Source organism: Bacillus cabrialesii (assembly GCF_004124315.2).
GTDB classification, from domain to species: domain Bacteria; phylum Bacillota; class Bacilli; order Bacillales; family Bacillaceae; genus Bacillus; species Bacillus cabrialesii.
This window is the reverse complement of record NZ_CP096889.1, coordinates 3,269,994-3,285,716: the sequence shown is the minus strand read 5'-3', so window position 1 is coordinate 3,285,716 and position 15,723 is coordinate 3,269,994. Positions and strand designations below refer to the sequence as shown.

Annotated in this window: 19 protein-coding genes and 1 riboswitch; of the genes, 18 read left to right on the top strand and 1 reads right to left on the bottom strand. The window is 45.6% G+C overall.

What is annotated here, in order from left to right; genetic code table 11:
- Positions 1-5 precede the first annotated feature (5 nt).
- Entirely contained in the window at positions 6-152 is a 147-nt protein-coding gene (locus tag EFK13_RS16845; protein ID WP_129507639.1) for a YuzL family protein, read from the bottom strand.
- Between the two features lie 174 nt (positions 153-326).
- On the opposite strand from EFK13_RS16845, the gene EFK13_RS16840 reads away from it, so the two are divergent.
- The 18 genes from EFK13_RS16840 to sufU all read left to right on the top strand — a co-directional run bounded on the left by EFK13_RS16840 (position 327) and on the right by sufU (position 15,708).
- Positions 327-2,696 carry a 3-hydroxyacyl-CoA dehydrogenase/enoyl-CoA hydratase family protein gene (locus EFK13_RS16840; protein ID WP_129507640.1) on the top strand — a complete coding sequence of 790 codons (2,370 nt, stop codon included), beginning with the start codon at positions 327-329 and terminating at the stop codon, positions 2,694-2,696.
- A 10-nt stretch (positions 2,697-2,706) separates the two neighbouring features.
- On the top strand, positions 2,707-3,882 hold the full coding sequence (locus tag EFK13_RS16835; RefSeq protein ID WP_129507641.1) for an acetyl-CoA C-acetyltransferase: 1,176 nt from the start codon (positions 2,707-2,709) through the stop codon (positions 3,880-3,882).
- 14 nt (positions 3,883-3,896) lie between these two features.
- Positions 3,897-5,681, top strand: a complete 1,785-nt coding sequence (fadE, locus tag EFK13_RS16830) for an acyl-CoA dehydrogenase FadE (protein WP_129507642.1) — start codon at positions 3,897-3,899, stop codon at positions 5,679-5,681.
- Positions 5,682-5,790: 109 nt separating this feature from the next.
- Positions 5,791-6,147, top strand: coding sequence for an arsenate reductase family protein (locus EFK13_RS16825; protein ID WP_075749172.1), 357 nt, complete (start codon positions 5,791-5,793; stop codon positions 6,145-6,147).
- 66 nt (positions 6,148-6,213) lie between these two features.
- Positions 6,214-6,597: a glycine cleavage system protein GcvH gene (gene gcvH / locus EFK13_RS16820; protein ID WP_010330011.1), complete on the top strand. Its 384-nt coding sequence runs from the start codon at positions 6,214-6,216 to the stop codon at positions 6,595-6,597.
- A gap of 55 nt (positions 6,598-6,652) precedes the next feature.
- On the top strand, positions 6,653-6,889 hold the full coding sequence (locus EFK13_RS16815) for a YusG family protein (RefSeq protein WP_003222783.1): 237 nt from the start codon (positions 6,653-6,655) through the stop codon (positions 6,887-6,889).
- Between the two features lie 77 nt (positions 6,890-6,966).
- The gene (locus tag EFK13_RS16810) at positions 6,967-7,329 is read left to right on the top strand and encodes a toprim domain-containing protein (RefSeq protein ID WP_167470879.1); all 363 of its coding nucleotides are present in this window, start codon (positions 6,967-6,969) and stop codon (positions 7,327-7,329) included.
- 1 nt (position 7,330) lies between these two features.
- Complete coding sequence (locus tag EFK13_RS16805; protein ID WP_003222787.1) at positions 7,331-7,651, top strand: thioredoxin family protein; 321 nt, start codon at positions 7,331-7,333, stop codon at positions 7,649-7,651.
- Between the two features lie 107 nt (positions 7,652-7,758).
- Positions 7,759-8,103, top strand: a complete 345-nt coding sequence (locus EFK13_RS16800; RefSeq protein ID WP_064816394.1) for an SCP2 sterol-binding domain-containing protein — start codon at positions 7,759-7,761, stop codon at positions 8,101-8,103.
- Positions 8,104-8,217: 114 nt separating this feature from the next.
- Positions 8,218-8,324: riboswitch (SAM riboswitch) on the top strand.
- 105 nt (positions 8,325-8,429) lie between these two features.
- Positions 8,430-9,455: a methionine ABC transporter ATP-binding protein MetN gene (gene metN / locus EFK13_RS16795; RefSeq protein WP_129507643.1), complete on the top strand. Its 1,026-nt coding sequence runs from the start codon at positions 8,430-8,432 to the stop codon at positions 9,453-9,455.
- Positions 9,448-10,116, top strand: coding sequence for a methionine ABC transporter permease MetP (gene metP, locus EFK13_RS16790; RefSeq protein WP_064816396.1), 669 nt, complete (start codon positions 9,448-9,450; stop codon positions 10,114-10,116). The genes metN and metP overlap by 8 nt, the downstream gene beginning before the upstream one ends.
- Before the next feature lie 13 nt (positions 10,117-10,129).
- Positions 10,130-10,954 carry a methionine ABC transporter substrate-binding lipoprotein MetQ gene (gene metQ, locus EFK13_RS16785; RefSeq protein ID WP_129507644.1) on the top strand — a complete coding sequence of 275 codons (825 nt, stop codon included), beginning with the start codon at positions 10,130-10,132 and terminating at the stop codon, positions 10,952-10,954.
- Positions 10,955-11,038: 84 nt separating this feature from the next.
- Positions 11,039-11,416, top strand: a complete 378-nt coding sequence (locus EFK13_RS16780) for a carboxymuconolactone decarboxylase family protein (protein ID WP_003222796.1) — start codon at positions 11,039-11,041, stop codon at positions 11,414-11,416.
- A gap of 192 nt (positions 11,417-11,608) precedes the next feature.
- A complete protein-coding gene (locus tag EFK13_RS16775; protein ID WP_032681724.1) occupies positions 11,609-11,746 on the top strand; it encodes a YuzK family famiily protein in 138 nt (45 codons plus the stop codon).
- A gap of 192 nt (positions 11,747-11,938) precedes the next feature.
- Positions 11,939-12,724, top strand: coding sequence for a Fe-S cluster assembly ATPase SufC (gene sufC / locus EFK13_RS16770; protein WP_003151872.1), 786 nt, complete (start codon positions 11,939-11,941; stop codon positions 12,722-12,724).
- Between the two features lie 17 nt (positions 12,725-12,741).
- Complete coding sequence (gene sufD, locus EFK13_RS16765) at positions 12,742-14,055, top strand: Fe-S cluster assembly protein SufD (protein WP_014665303.1); 1,314 nt, start codon at positions 12,742-12,744, stop codon at positions 14,053-14,055.
- Complete coding sequence (gene sufS, locus EFK13_RS16760) at positions 14,055-15,275, top strand: cysteine desulfurase SufS (protein ID WP_064816400.1); 1,221 nt, start codon at positions 14,055-14,057, stop codon at positions 15,273-15,275. The genes sufD and sufS overlap by 1 nt, the downstream gene beginning before the upstream one ends.
- The gene (gene sufU, locus EFK13_RS16755; protein WP_064816401.1) at positions 15,265-15,708 is read left to right on the top strand and encodes a Fe-S cluster assembly sulfur transfer protein SufU; all 444 of its coding nucleotides are present in this window, start codon (positions 15,265-15,267) and stop codon (positions 15,706-15,708) included. The genes sufS and sufU overlap by 11 nt, the downstream gene beginning before the upstream one ends.
- Positions 15,709-15,723 lie beyond the last annotated feature (15 nt).

The window sequence follows — 15,723 nt, the reverse complement described above, 5'->3', positions numbered from 1 at the left end:
CTGCGTTATGATTGTTCCATGTTATGTTTTTTATATTGCTGATTTTGACTTGTCCGTTTTCCGCCGCCGTAATGCTGGGTCGGACCGGCATCTCCTTTTATGCTCGCCGCGCTGACTGCCGCTGAAGACGGATTTTTTTTCTCTCGCACCATTCCCTTCACCTCCGGGTTTAAGTTGCCCGTCTTTTATAAGCTTCATACAAAAAAATAACAAATTAGCTATTGAAGTCGAACCGGAAATCTTTTAAGATGAAAGAAGAAACGGGTTTCATTTTTTTTGGCTAAAAAATGAATGATTATTCATTCAATGTTCAAGGGGGATATCTCATGCACAAACACATTCGGAAGGCAGCCGTTTTAGGATCGGGGGTAATGGGTTCCGGGATTGCGGCGCATTTGGCTAACATCGGAATTCCTGTCCTGCTGCTTGATATTGTGCCGAACAATTTGACAAAGGAAGAGGAAAAAAAGGGGCTGACAAAGGACAGTCCCGAGGTGCGCAGCAGGCTGAGCCGGCAAGCGGTGAAAAAACTGCTGAAACAAAAGCCCGCTCCCCTTACATCAGCGAAAAATACCTCCTATATCACACCAGGCAATCTGGAGGACGATGCAGCAAAGCTGAATGAAGCAGATTGGATTATTGAAGTTGTTGTCGAAAACCTCGAAGTCAAAAAGCAAATTTTCGCTCTTGTGGATGAACACCGGAAGCCTGGAAGCATTGTCTCAAGCAACACCTCAGGCATATCAGTGCAGGAGATGGCTGAAGGCCGGTCGGATGATTTTAAATCCCATTTTCTTGGAACACACTTTTTTAATCCCGCCCGCTATTTAAAGCTGCTGGAGATCATTCCGATTCAGGAAACGGACCCTGATATATTAAAGTTTATGACAGCTTTCGGTGAAAATGTCCTTGGAAAAGGCGTTGTTACAGCAAAGGACACACCGAACTTTATCGCAAACCGCATCGGAACATACGGGCTTCTCGTCACAGTCCAAGAAATGCTGAAAGGCGGCTATCAGGTCGGGGAAGTCGATTCGATCACAGGCCCACTGATCGGCAGACCGAAAAGCGCGACCTTCAGAACACTTGATGTTGTCGGTCTCGATACATTTGCTCACGTCGCCCGAAATGTGTATGACAAAGCGGATGGAGACGAGAAAGAAGCGTTCCGCCTTCCAGGCTTCATGAACGATATGCTGGAAAAAGGGTGGATCGGAAGCAAGGCTGGCCAAGGCTTTTATAAAAAAGAAGGAAAAACGATTTATGAGCTTGACCCAGTGACGCTTACTTATGGCGAACGGACAAAAATGAAATCACCGGCACTCGAAGCGGCAAAACAGGCAAAAGGGACAAAAGCCAAAATGAAAGCGCTTATTTATTCGGATGACAGAGCCGGCAGACTGCTTTGGAATATCACATCTCAAACCCTGCTTTACTCAGCGGAACTGCTTGGTGAGATCGCCGATGATATTCATGCGATTGACCAAGCCATGAAGTGGGGATTCGGCTGGGAGCTGGGCCCGTTTGAAATATGGGATGCCATCGGCCTCAGGCAGTCGGCTGAAAAACTTGAGCGGCTAGGAGCGGAAATGCCCGGCTGGGTCAAAGACATGCTGGACAAAGGGAATGAAACCTTCTACATCAGAGAGAACGGAACGGTATTTTATTATGACCGCGGCGAATACAGGGCCGTGAAAGAAAACAAAAAACGGATTCATTTACAAGCGCTCAAGGAAACAAACGGCGTGATTGCGAAAAACAGCGGAGCAAGTCTGATCGACCTTGGAGATGATGTGGCCCTTCTTGAATTTCATTCGAAAAGCAATGCGATCGGCCTCGATATCATCCAAATGATCAACAAAGCGTTAGAGGAAACTGAGCGGAACTACAAAGGGCTTGTCATCGGCAATCAAGGAAAAAATTTCTGTGTCGGCGCGAATCTCGCCATGATTTTAATGGAAGTCCAAGATGACAACTTTTTGGAAGTAGACTTCGTGATACGCCGTTTTCAAGAGACGATGATGAATATCAAATACAGTGCGAAACCGGTTGTCGCCGCTCCATTCGGAATGACGCTCGGCGGCGGAACGGAAGTGTGCCTGCCGGCGGCGCGCATTCAAGCAGCAAGTGAAGCCTATATGGGGCTTGTGGAATCCGGCGTCGGCCTTATCCCTGGCGGAGGGGGAAACAAAGAGCTGTACATCAACCATCTTCGCCGCGGTCTTGATCCTATGAATGCGGCAATGAAAACATTTGAAACGATTGCGATGGCGAAAGTATCCGCTTCCGCTCAAGAGGCCCGTGAGATGAACATCTTAAAAGAAACGGATCACATCAGTATGAATCAGGATCACCTGCTGTACGATGCAAAGCAGCTTGCCGCATCTTTATACGATAAAGGCTGGCGGACGCCAGTAAAAGAAAAGATCAAGGTGCCGGGAGAAACCGGTTATGCGGCACTCTTGCTTGGCGCGGAGCAAATGAAGCTGTCCGGCTATATATCTGAGCATGATTTCAAAATCGCGAAAAAGCTCGCTTATGTCATTGCCGGCGGAAAAGTGCCGTTTGGCACAGAGGTTGATGAAGAGTATTTATTGGAGATCGAGAGAGAAGCGTTTTTGAGTTTGGCAGGAGAGGCGAAATCTCAAGCGAGAATGCAGCATATGCTTGTGAAAGGTAAACCTTTACGGAATTAGGAGGGAGCTTATGAAAGAAGCAGTCATTGTGTCAGGTGCAAGAACACCGGTTGGGAAAGCCAAAAAAGGATCGCTGGCCACCGTTCGTCCGGATGATTTGGGAGCGATTTGCGTGAAAGAAACACTGAAGCGGGCAGGCGGCTACGAAGGCAATATTGACGACTTGATTATCGGCTGTGCGACACCTGAAGCGGAACAGGGGCTTAATATGGCGAGAAATATCGGCGCGCTCGCGGGACTGCCGTACACGGTTCCGGCGATTACAGTCAATCGCTACTGCTCTTCAGGTCTTCAGTCTATCGCATATGCGGCAGAAAAAATCATGCTTGGCGCCTACGATACAGCGATCGCCGGCGGAGCAGAATCCATGTCGCAGGTCCCGATGATGGGGCATGTGACCCGTCCGAACCTTGCATTGGCAGAACAGGCGCCGGAATATTACATGAGCATGGGCCACACAGCCGAGCAGGTCGCAAAAAAATACGGCGTCTCCCGTGAGGATCAGGATGCGTTTGCGGTTCGCAGCCACCAAAATGCGGCCAAAGCCCTTGCAGAAGGGAAATTTAAAGATGAGACTGTTCCTGTCGAAGTAACGGTGACAGAAATTGGAGAAAATCATAAGCCACAGGAAAAACAGTTTGTGTTTTCTCAGGATGAAGGCGTTCGCCCGCAAACGACGACAGACATCTTAGCGACATTGCGCCCGGCTTTTTCCGTTGACGGAACAGTTACTGCGGGCAATTCCTCGCAGACGAGTGACGGAGCGGCGGCTGTCATGCTGATGGATCGGGAAAAAGCTGATGCGCTTGGCTTGGCGCCGCTTGTGAAATTCCGCTCCTTTGCAGTAGGCGGCGTGCCGCCGGAAGTGATGGGCATCGGACCGGTGGAAGCCATTCCGCGCGCCTTGAAGCTTGCCGGGCTTCAGCTGCAGGACATCGGCTTGTTTGAACTGAACGAAGCTTTCGCATCACAGGCCATTCAAGTGATCAGGGAACTGGGAATTGATGAAGAAAAAGTGAATGTCAACGGGGGCGCAATCGCGCTTGGGCATCCGCTTGGCTGTACGGGCACAAAGCTTACACTCTCTCTGATTCATGAAATGAAACGGAGAAACGAGCAATTTGGAGTCGTCACAATGTGTATCGGCGGCGGGATGGGAGCGGCCGGTGTATTTGAATTATGCTAAAGGGGGAAAAACAAATGGCGAAAAAAGCGGCTGAAGTACAAAAAGGCGGCGGTTTCTTAATCGAGGATGTCACATACGATCAAATGTATACACCGGAGGATTTCACCGACGAGCATAAAATGATTGCGAAAACAACGGAGGACTACATCGAGCAAGATGTTCTCCCTCATATAGATGATATTGAAAACCATCAATTTGAACATTCCGTCAGGCTGTTGAAGAAAGCGGGTGAACTTGGACTGCTTGGCGCTGATGTGCCGGAGGAATACGGAGGGCTCGGCCTTGATAAAATCAGCTCGGCGCTCATCACTGAAAAATTTTCGCGTGCGGGCAGCTTTTCGCTTTCTTATGGCGCGCATGTCGGCATCGGTTCCTTGCCGATCGTCTTTTTCGGATCAGAAGAACAAAAGAAAAAGTATTTGCCCGGGCTTGCTTCAGGCGAAAAGATCGCGGCTTATGCACTGACTGAACCGGGCTCTGGGTCTGATGCGCTTGGAGCAAAAACAACAGCCGTGCTGAATGAAGCGGGAACGCATTACGTATTAACCGGGGAAAAACAGTGGATTACCAACTCTGCCTTTGCTGATGTATTTGTTGTTTACGCTAAGGTGGACGGCGACAAGTTCTCAGCCTTTATTGTAGAAAAAGACTTCCCGGGAGTGTCTACGGGTCCGGAAGAAAAGAAAATGGGGATTAAAGGATCATCGACAAGAACCCTTATTTTAGATCAGGCTGAAGTACCAAAAGAAAACCTGCTCGGAGAAATCGGCAAAGGGCATGTCATCGCCTTTAATATTTTAAATATCGGCCGCTATAAGCTGGCGGTTGGCACAATCGGCGCGTCTAAGCGAGTAATTGAGCTGTCTGCGGCATACGCAAATCAGCGCCGCCAATTTAAAACACCGATTGCGGGCTTTTCGCTGACACAGGAAAAGATAGCGACAATGGCATCAAGGCTGTATGCGATGGAAAGCTCTGTGTACAGAACCGTGGGACTGTTTGAAGACAATATGAGCCAGTTTACGGCCGAAGATCTCAAGGACGGCCGGCAAATCGCCAAGTCAATTGCCGAATACGCCATCGAATGCTCTCTGAATAAGGTATTCGGCTCCGAGACGCTTGATTATATCGTAGATGAAGGCGTGCAGATTCATGGAGGCTACGGCTTTATGCAGGAGTACGAAGTAGAGAGAGCCTATCGGGATTCAAGGATCAATCGGATTTTTGAAGGCACAAACGAAATCAACCGGTTAATCGTGCCAAGCACCTTCCTGAAAAAAGCGCTTAAGGGCGAGCTGCCTCTATTAGAAAAAGCGCAGTCCCTCCAGGAAGAACTCATGATGCTTATGCCTGAAGAGCCCGGCAGCGGCGTTTTAGAGCAAGAGAAATATATCGTTAAGCAAGCCAAAAAAATCGCGCTGTTCGCTGCCGGTCTCGCCGCGCAAAAATACGGCAAAGCCATCGATCGTGAACAAGAGATTCTCGTCAACGTCGCGGATATCGTCAGCAATGTATACGCAATGGAATCAGCCGTACTCAGAACGGAAAAGGCCATTGCCGCGCAAGGAGAAGACAAAGCGGCGCAAAAGGTGCTGTATACTGAAATTTTCGTTCAGGAAGCATTTCATGAAATTGAAGCTCACGCGAAGGAATCCCTCATCGCAATGGAAGAAGGAGATTCACTCCGCATGATGCTTTCCGCTCTGCGCAAGCTGACGCGCGTAACACCTAAAAACGTCATTCAGAAAAAACGTGAAGCAGCGGCGGGCGTTTTCGAGGCTGAGAAATATATTGTCTGATTGGCCCAAAAGCTCCGCATGCGCGGAGCTTTTTTTAGAAGCACAGGTTTAGGCTTTTAAAACAAACTGTGTTAAAATAACCTCGATTATTTTAATGAGGGGGAAGAAGATGTCGTTAACTTTTTACTGGTACCCTAAATGCGGAACGTGCCGCAAAGCAAAGAAATGGCTTGAGGAGCATGGGAAAGAAATAAACGAAATACATATTGCAGAGCAGCCTCCAAGCAAAGAAGAGTTAAAAGCGCTTTATGAAAAAAGCGGGCTGGAGCTCAAGAAATTTTTCAACACGAGCGGCATGAAATACCGCGAGCTGAACCTCAAGGAAAAGCTGTACCACATGTCGGAGGACGAACAGCTTGAACTGCTGGCTTCAGACGGAATGCTGATCAAACGCCCGCTTACAACAGACGGCGAAAAAGTGACAGTCGGATTTAAAGAAGACCAATTTGAAGAAAACTGGGCTTAATGTCAATTTTTTTTGAAAAGTGTGGTATCTTCTTATTATAGTGCTGTAAAAAATGGAGGGATTCAATTGAGCATACCTAAAGATTTGCGTTACTCAGGAGAACACGAGTGGGTAAAAGTTGAAGGAGAAAAAGCCAGAATCGGAATTACGCATTTTGCCCAGTCCGAGCTAGGCGACATCGTGTTTGTCGAGCTTCCTGAAGTCGGCGCTGAAATCAAAGCGGACGAGCCATTCGGCAGCGTTGAATCCGTTAAAACGGTATCTGAACTTTATGCACCGATTAATGGAACTGTTGTGGAAATAAACGAAGATCTAGATGACAGTCCGGAATTTGTCAACGAATCTCCGTACGAAAAAGCATGGATGATCGTCGTTGAGCCGTCTGACGCTTCTGAAATTGAAAAACTGATGACAGCAGAGCAATATGAAGAGATGACACAAGAAGACTAAAACAGGATAGCTGTACAGGCAATTGGACACGCTAACGTTATGGGAGGTGTCCAATATGGCTTTCAGCAAACAAAAGCTCGATGTCACCAATGATGTGACAGGCCGCTTTCAAAATGGCCGGCTCTCGTTATATCATGAAAATGAGATGATCGGCCAAATGACAAGCATGAATGAATATGAGCTTAAGTCCGGTTATTCCTTTGAAAATGAGAAATTTTATAAGACAGCTGATGTGGTCTCAGGAAACGACGAAAAATACGTGGATTGTGACTATGAAAACGGCTGGTGTTAATGTTGGCGGTGAATTTCACTGCCTTCTTTTACAATCTGAACGTTTCAAATTTGACGCGGCAGGTGAAGAAGATGAAGATGGATGAGCTGGAAAAAGTTATGATTGTCGAAGGGAAATCAGATAAAGAGAAAATCGAAAGCGTCCTGAACGAACCAGTGCGCATTATCTGCACAAACGGAACAATCAGCCAGCTGAAGCTTGAGGAATTGGCTGACGAGCTTTACGGTAAAGACGTCTATATATTAGTTGATGCTGATGAATCAGGCGAGAAATTGAGAAAACAGCTGAAGCGTGAATTTAACGAAGCCTGCCACCTGCATATCGACAGAGCCTATAAGGAAGTGGCGGCTGCGCCCAAGCACCATGTCGCCTCTGTATTGCTGCGCGCGAATTTGAATGTCCATACAATTTTTCTTGAAAGAAAATCCCGAGGTGTATAGCATGAAAGAACTCCAAGAACACGAGCTTGAGCACATTGCAGATGATGTGTATCTCCTATATTTATATACTCCGTTTTGCGGCACCTGCCAGCTTGCAAGCAAAATGCTGACAGTGGTGAAAGAAATGCTGCCTGATGTCGCCTTCTATAAAAACAATGTCAATTACTCTCCGACATTCGCAAAAGCGTATCAAATTGAGAGCGTTCCTTGTTTTCTGCTGTTTAAAGGCGGAAAAGTGGTCGAAAGAGGATATGCGTTTCATTCCGTTTCTTATTTATATGAGCTGATCAAACAAAAATCATCTTCCGCATCCCATTTATGACATATTTCTCAGCGCATTCCAATGAAATTGTCGGTCGTTTTATAAAGGGGTTCTTGCGCCAAAAAGAGAAATGTGTATGTATGACCAACAAATAGGAGGTTGTACATATGGAGAAAGCGGAAGTTTTAGAAGATGAGTATCAGCATCTGTTTTTAAAGCCCCTTTTGAACGCTTCAACATTGCTCATTACCTTTCAAGGTGAAACAGAAGCCTTAACCGTCTCAATAAACGAACAGGGAGAAATGAAAAAAATTTCTCCGCCCCAAACGTCCAACCTGACCTTTTACGGAAACCAAGCGGAAATCATTCATTTATTGCACGGAGACATTTCCCTTCAGCACCTGATTCAGAGCGGAAGCCTTAAAGTGAAGGGGTCATTCAGAGCCCTTTTAAAACTCGAAGCCATTCTCTGGCTGACGAACGGATTTTTTCAGAGGATTTTGAAGAATTAAAAAATAGTAAATTATTATAATAGTAAAAGTTGACATCATTTATTTTATTGACATTTAATCATTCGCCATGCTATTCTACATTAAGAATTTCCGGACGAAAAAGACTATATATTTCTCTTATCAAGAGAGGTGGAGGGAAGTGCCCTATGAAGCCCGGCAACCATCAACGCTGTTGAAATGGTGCCAATTCACACGAAGCGTTCAGCTTTGAAAGATGAGAGAAAGGCGTTTTATATAAGCCTTTCTGCTCACATGTGCAGAAAGGCTTTTCTTTTGCAGAATAACCCGGAAGATTTCTTAGAATAGTGTTAAGGCAGGTGATTGCTTTGATCAATCTTCAAGATGTTTCAAAGGTTTACAAGTCGAAACATGGAGATGTCAATGCTGTCCAAAATGTCTCGCTTTCCATTAAAAAAGGTGAGATTTTTGGAATTATAGGATATAGCGGAGCTGGAAAAAGTTCCTTAATCCGTCTGCTGAACGGTCTTGAGAAACCAACCTCAGGAACTGTGGAAGTGGCGGGAACTAAAATTAATGAAGTAAACGGACGCGGTTTAAGAAAAGCACGCCATGAAATCAGCATGATTTTCCAGCATTTCAACTTGCTTTGGTCGCGGACCGTCAGAGATAATATCATGTTTCCTTTAGAAATTGCCGGGGTCAAAAAGAGCGAGCGGATCAAGCGCGCTAATGAACTGATTAAACTGGTGGGTTTAGAAGGAAAAGAAAAATCTTATCCGTCTCAGCTGAGCGGCGGGCAAAAGCAGCGTGTCGGAATCGCAAGAGCGCTCGCAAACAATCCGAAGGTTCTCCTTTGTGATGAAGCGACATCAGCATTAGATCCGCAAACGACAGATTCAATTTTGGATTTATTGTCCGATATTAATGAAAGACTCGGTTTGACGATTGTGCTGATCACGCACGAAATGCATGTCATCCGCAAAATCTGCAACAGAGTCGCCGTCATGGAAAACGGAAGGGTTGTAGAAGAAGGCGAAGTTCTCGACGTCTTCAAAAATCCGAAGGAAGACATGACAAAACGATTTGTTCAGCAGGTGACGGAGCCGGAAGAAACGATAGAAACGCTTCAGCATCTTCTTGATGAAACAGCATCAGGAAAAACGGTTCAACTCACATTTGTCGGTGATTCGGCTGAACAGCCTTTGATTACAGAAATGATCAGAAACTTTAATGTCAGCGTCAATATTCTGCAAGGGAAAATCTCTCAGACGAAGGATGGAGCTTACGGTTCACTGTTCATCCACATTGACGGAGACGAGGAAGAAGTGCAAAACGTGATCCGGTTCATTAATGACAATCAGGTAAAAGCGGAGGTGATCACGAATGTTTGAAAAATACTTCCCGAATGTTGATTTAACTGAATTGTGGAACGCGACATATGAAACACTGTATATGACGCTGATCTCATTGCTGTTTGCTTTTGTCATCGGGGTGATCCTCGGCTTGCTGCTCTTTCTGACAAGCAAAGGAAGTCTCTGGCAGAATAAAGCGGTCAACTCTGTGATTGCGGCCGTTGTCAACATATTCAGATCGATTCCATTCCTCATTTTAATTATTTTATTGTTAGGTTTCACGAAGTTCTTAGTCGGCACGATCTTAGGGCCAAACGCCGCATTGCCGGCGCTTGTGATCGGCTCTGCACCGTTTTACGCGCGGCTGGCTGAAATTGCGCTTCGCGAGGTGGATAAAGGTGTTATTGAAGCTGCTAAATCAATGGGTGCCAAAACATCTACGATTATTTTCAAAGTGCTGCTTCCGGAGTCTATGCCAGCTCTTATTTCTGGCATCACGGTTACAGCCATCGCTTTGATCGGCTCAACGGCAATTGCCGGAGCCATCGGTTCAGGCGGCCTTGGAAACCTTGCGTACGTAGAAGGATATCAGTCTAATAATGCTGATGTTACCTTCGTTGCTACTGTGTTTATTTTAATCATCGTATTTATTATTCAAATCATCGGTGATTTAATAACAAATATTATAGATAAACGATAAGGGAGGATTTACATTGAAAAAGCTATTTTTGGGTGCATTACTGCTTGTATTTGCAGGAGTTTTGGCTGCCTGCGGTTCGAATAAAGGCGCAGAATCCGGCAAGAAAGAAATTGTCGTTGCTGCGACAAAAACACCGCATGCGGAAATTTTAAAAGAAGCTGAACCATTGTTGAAAGAAAAAGGCTACACGCTGAAAGTGAAAGTGCTTAGTGATTACAAGATGTACAACAAAGCTTTAGCTGATAAAGAAGTGGATGCGAACTACTTCCAGCACATTCCTTACCTTGAGCAAGAAATGAAAGAAAACACTGATTACAAACTTGTGAATGCCGGCGCTGTTCACTTAGAGCCATTCGGTATTTACTCTAAAAAATACAAATCGCTAAAAGACCTTCCAAACGGTGCGACAATTATCCTGACAAACAACGTCGCTGAACAAGGCCGTATGCTTGCAATGCTTGAAAATGCAGGATTAATCACACTTGATTCTAAAGTGGAAACAGTTGACGCAACATTGAAAGACATTAAGAAAAACCCGAAAAACCTTGAATTCAAAAAAGTAGCGCCAGAATTAACGGCAAAAGCATATGAAAACAAAGAAGGAGACGCGGCCTTCATCAATGTGAACTATGCGATCCAAAATAAATTAAATCCTAAAAAAGACGCGATTGAAGTAGAATCAACGAAAAACAACCCATACGCTAACATCGTCGCAGTGAGAAAAGGCGAAGAGGAATCTGCAAAAGTCAAAGCGCTAATGGAAGTTCTTCACTCTAAAAAGATCAAAGACTTCATCGAGAAAAAATACGACGGAGCTGTGCTTCCTGTATCTGAATAAGACTGAAACCCCGGATGAGAAATCCGGGGTTTTTTTCGGGTATTTTCCTAAAAGCTGTTCATAATAAAAAGGAATGTTAAACAGATGGAGGGATTTTCTTTGAATCAAGACAGAGGAAGCATGCAGGACGCGCTAAAACAGTATAAATTAGGTTTAGGCACATTTGAACAAAAGATGCCGCTGATGGGAAGAAAGTTTAACGAGTTTACTGAACAATGCTTTGCCGGCAACTCTCTGACTGAAAGAGAAAAACAGCTGATCGCGCTCGGAATCGCCATCAATGCCCAAGATGAATATTGCATGATCTATCATACAAAAGGCTGTCTTGATGAGGGAGCGACAGAAGAAAACATTCTCGAAGCCGTCAGTGTGGCAGCGGCATTCGGAGGCGGCGCTGCTCTCAGTCAGGGCGTGACAGTCGTCCAGCAGTGCATAGAGGAATTTGGAAACACCACGCATTAAGAGAAGGATTCTTCCGAAAAACCATTCTCATTTGATCTGAAAGGATACTTTCGTCTCAACTGCCGCTATTTCAAGCCATATCCTTTTTGCGGCATCCATCACAGCGCTGATACAATAGAAGCAAATATATGAAGGGATTGATTCATTATTTGCAGCAGCCAGGACAGACTGAACCTCGATTATACGTCAGAAATGGAAAAAGCGATGCAGCTGTCTCACGGAATTGGATACGAGGAGTACGGACGCCGGCTGGAAACAAGGCTGAAAGTAGAGCGGCAGAGAGAGCTTGATTATGAAAAAAGCAAGCGGATTTCTGCGGGAGCTTATTGAGAAAATCAATCTTTTAAAAAAGGGTGGGAATCCACTCTTTTTCTTTTTCAATCGCTTTAATAAAGTGCTGATCTTTGTTAAACTTGAGGAATGTGTAAGGCACGATAAAAAGTTGTATTTACTTTTCATTTGTTATAAAATTAGAATGAGAATAATTTGAGAATAATGATTATATATTTTGGAGGTATAGATATGGCTGCTTCAACATTAACGATCAAAGATCTTCACGTTGAAATCGAAGGGAAAGAGATCTTAAAGGGTGTAAACCTTGAAATAAAAGGCGGAGAGTTCCACGCAGTAATGGGACCGAACGGAACTGGTAAATCCACTCTGTCAGCTGCTATTATGGGGCATCCTAAATATGAAGTAACAAAAGGCAGCATCACGCTTGACGGCAAAGATGTACTGGAGATGGAAGTGGACGAGCGTGCGCAGGCGGGCTTATTCCTTGCGATGCAGTACCCAAGTGAAATCAGCGGCGTGACAAATGCCGACTTCCTTCGTTCGGCAATCAACGCGCGCAGAGAAGAAGGCGATGAAATTTCTCTTATGAAATTCATCCGCAAAATGGACGAAAACATGGAGTTCCTTGAAATGGACCCTGAAATGGCTCAGCGCTACCTTAACGAAGGCTTCTCAGGCGGGGAGAAAAAACGCAACGAAATCCTTCAATTAATGATGATTGAACCAAAAATCGCCATCCTTGATGAAATCGACTCAGGTCTTGATATTGATGCTCTGAAAGTTGTATCTAAAGGGATCAACAAAATGCGCAGCGAAAACTTCGGCTGCCTGATGATCACTCACTATCAGCGCTTGTTAAACTACATCACTCCGGATGTTGTTCACGTTATGATGCAAGGACGCGTTGTCAAATCCGGCGGTGCAGAGCTTGCACAGCGTCTAGAAGCAGAAGGTTATGACTGGATCAAACAAGAACTTGGCATTGAAGACGAAACTGTAGGCCAAGAAGCGTAAGCGTTAGGGGGATTAATATGACACTAGATACAAAACTATCCGTAGATCAGGAGTATCTCAAAAGCTTTTCCGAAAAGCATCAAGAACCTGCCTGGCTGAAAAACCTGCGCTTACAGGCTCTTGAACAAGCTGAGGATCTGCCGATGCCGAAGCCTGACAAAACTAAAATCACAAACTGGAATTTCACGAATTTCGCGAAGCATACAGTTGATAACGAACCGCTTTCTTCATTGGAAGATTTGACTGATGAAGCAAAAGCGCTGATCGATGTTGAAAACGAAGATAAAACTTTATATGTACAGCGTGACCAGACGCCGGCTTACCTTTCTCTTTCTCAAGAATTGAAAGACAAAGGCGTCATCTTCACTGATATTCTGACTGCCGCACGCGAGCACAGCGACTTGGTGGAGAAATACTTTATGAAGGACGGCGTGAAGGTTGATGAGCATAAATTAACTGCACTTCACGCGGCTCTTGTAAACGGAGGAGCATTCCTTTATGTTCCGAAAAATGTTGAGGTTGAGACGCCGGTTCAGGCTGTTTATGTCCATGAAAGCAACGATACAGCTCTATTCAACCACGTGCTGATTGTGGCTGAAGACCACAGCTCTGTCACATATGTAGAAAACTACATCAGCACAGTAAACCCGAAAGATGCCGTGTTCAACATTATCAGTGAGGTCATCACAGGTGATAATGCAAGCGTGACATACGGGGCGGTTGATAATCTGTCCAGTGGTGTGACAACTTATGTGAACCGCCGCGGCGCTGCGCGCGGACGCGACAGCAAAATCGAGTGGGCTCTCGGCCTGATGAACGACGGCGACACCATTTCCGAAAACACGACAAACCTTTACGGTGACGGCACATATGGCGATACGAAAACGGTTGTTGTCGGCAGAGGAGAGCAAACAGAAAACTTCACAACACAAATCATCCATTTCGGTAAAGCTTCAGAAGGCTATATTTTGAAGCACGGTGTAATGAAGGATTCTGCTTCTTCTATCTTTAACGGAATCGGAAAAATCGAACATGGCGCTTCTAAAGCGAATGCGGAGCAAGAATCACGTGTGCTGATGCTCAGCGAAAAAGCACGCGGAGACGCAAACCCTATTCTTTTAATTGACGAAGACGATGTAACTGCAGGGCATGCGGCATCTGTCGGCCGTGTGGACCCTATTCAGCTTTACTACTTGATGAGCCGCGGTATTCCGAAAGAAGAAGCAGAACGCTTAGTCATCTACGGATTCCTTGCGCCTGTAGTAAATGAACTTCCGATTGAAGGCGTTAAGAAACAATTAGTTTCTGTCATCGAAAGGAAAGTGAAGTAATGAATATCACAGATATTCGTGAACAGTTCCCGATCCTTCATCAGCAAGTGAACGGACATGATCTCGTTTATCTCGACAGCGCGGCGACTTCCCAGAAGCCGCGTGCTGTCATTGAAACACTGGATAAGTATTATAACCAATACAATTCCAATGTTCACCGGGGCGTCCATACACTTGGAACCAGAGCGACAGACGGGTATGAAGGAGCGCGTGAAAAAGTCCGCAAGTTTATTAACGCGAAGTCAATGGCTGAGATTATTTTCACAAAAGGCACGACCACATCACTGAATATGGTGGCGTTAAGCTATGCGCGCGCCAACCTGAAACCGGGTGATGAAGTGGTCATCACCTACATGGAGCATCATGCGAATATCATTCCGTGGCAGCAGGCTGTCAAAGCGACTGGCGCCACATTAAAATATATTCCGCTGCAGAAAGACGGAACGATTTCTTTAGACGACGTCAGAGAAACGGTCACAAGCAACACAAAAATTGTTGCAGTGTCTCATGTATCTAACGTTCTCGGCACGATCAACCCGATTAAAGAAATGGCGAAAATCGCTCATGACAATGGGGCTGTTATTGTGGTGGACGGTGCGCAAAGCACGCCTCACATGAAAATTGATGTGCAGGATCTCGATTGCGACTTCTTTGCGCTTTCTTCCCATAAAATGTGCGGGCCGACCGGCGTTGGAGTGCTGTACGGAAAGAAAGCCCTGCTGGAAAACATGGAGCCTGCCGAATTCGGCGGTGAAATGATCGACTTTGTCGGGCTTTATGAATCAACTTGGAAAGAGCTTCCGTGGAAATTCGAAGCGGGTACGCCGATTATTGCAGGAGCAATTGGTCTCGGTGCCGCCATTGATTTTCTCGAAGAAATTGGTCTTGATGAGATTTCCCGCCACGAGCACAAGCTTGCAGCTTATGCGCTTGAGCGCTTCCGCCAGCTTGACGGCGTAACGGTTTACGGCCCTGAAGAGCGTGCCGGGCTTGTCACATTTAACCTTGATGATGTTCATCCTCACGATGTGGCAACTGTGCTTGATGCGGAGGGAATCGCGGTCAGAGCCGGCCACCATTGCGCGCAGCCGCTGATGAAATGGCTGGATGTAACTGCTACTGCGAGAGCAAGCTTTTATCTGTATAATACAGAGGAAGAGATTGATAAGCTTGTGGAAGCTCTTCAAAAGACAAAGGAGTATTTTACAAATGTCTTTTAATGCAAATTTAGATACATTGTACAGACAGGTGATTATGGATCATTACAAAAACCCCCGCAACAAAGGGGTTTTGAATGACAGCATCGTCGTGGATATGAACAATCCGACATGCGGCGACCGAATCAGACTGACAATGAAGCTTGACGGAGACATCGTGGAGGATGCGAAATTTGAAGGGGAAGGCTGTTCCATTTCAATGGCATCCGCTTCGATGATGACTCAGGCGATTAAAGGGAAAGATATTGAAACAGCCCTTTCCATGTCTAAGATTTTCTCGGATATGATGCAAGGCAAAGATTATGATGATTCTATAGATCTCGGGGATATTGAAGCCCTTCAAGGCGTTTCAAAATTCCCGGCCCGTATCAAATGTGCAACCCTGTCATGGAAAGCACTTGAAAAAGGAGTCGCAAAAGAAGAAGGCGGCAATTAAAAGGATTGGAGTGAA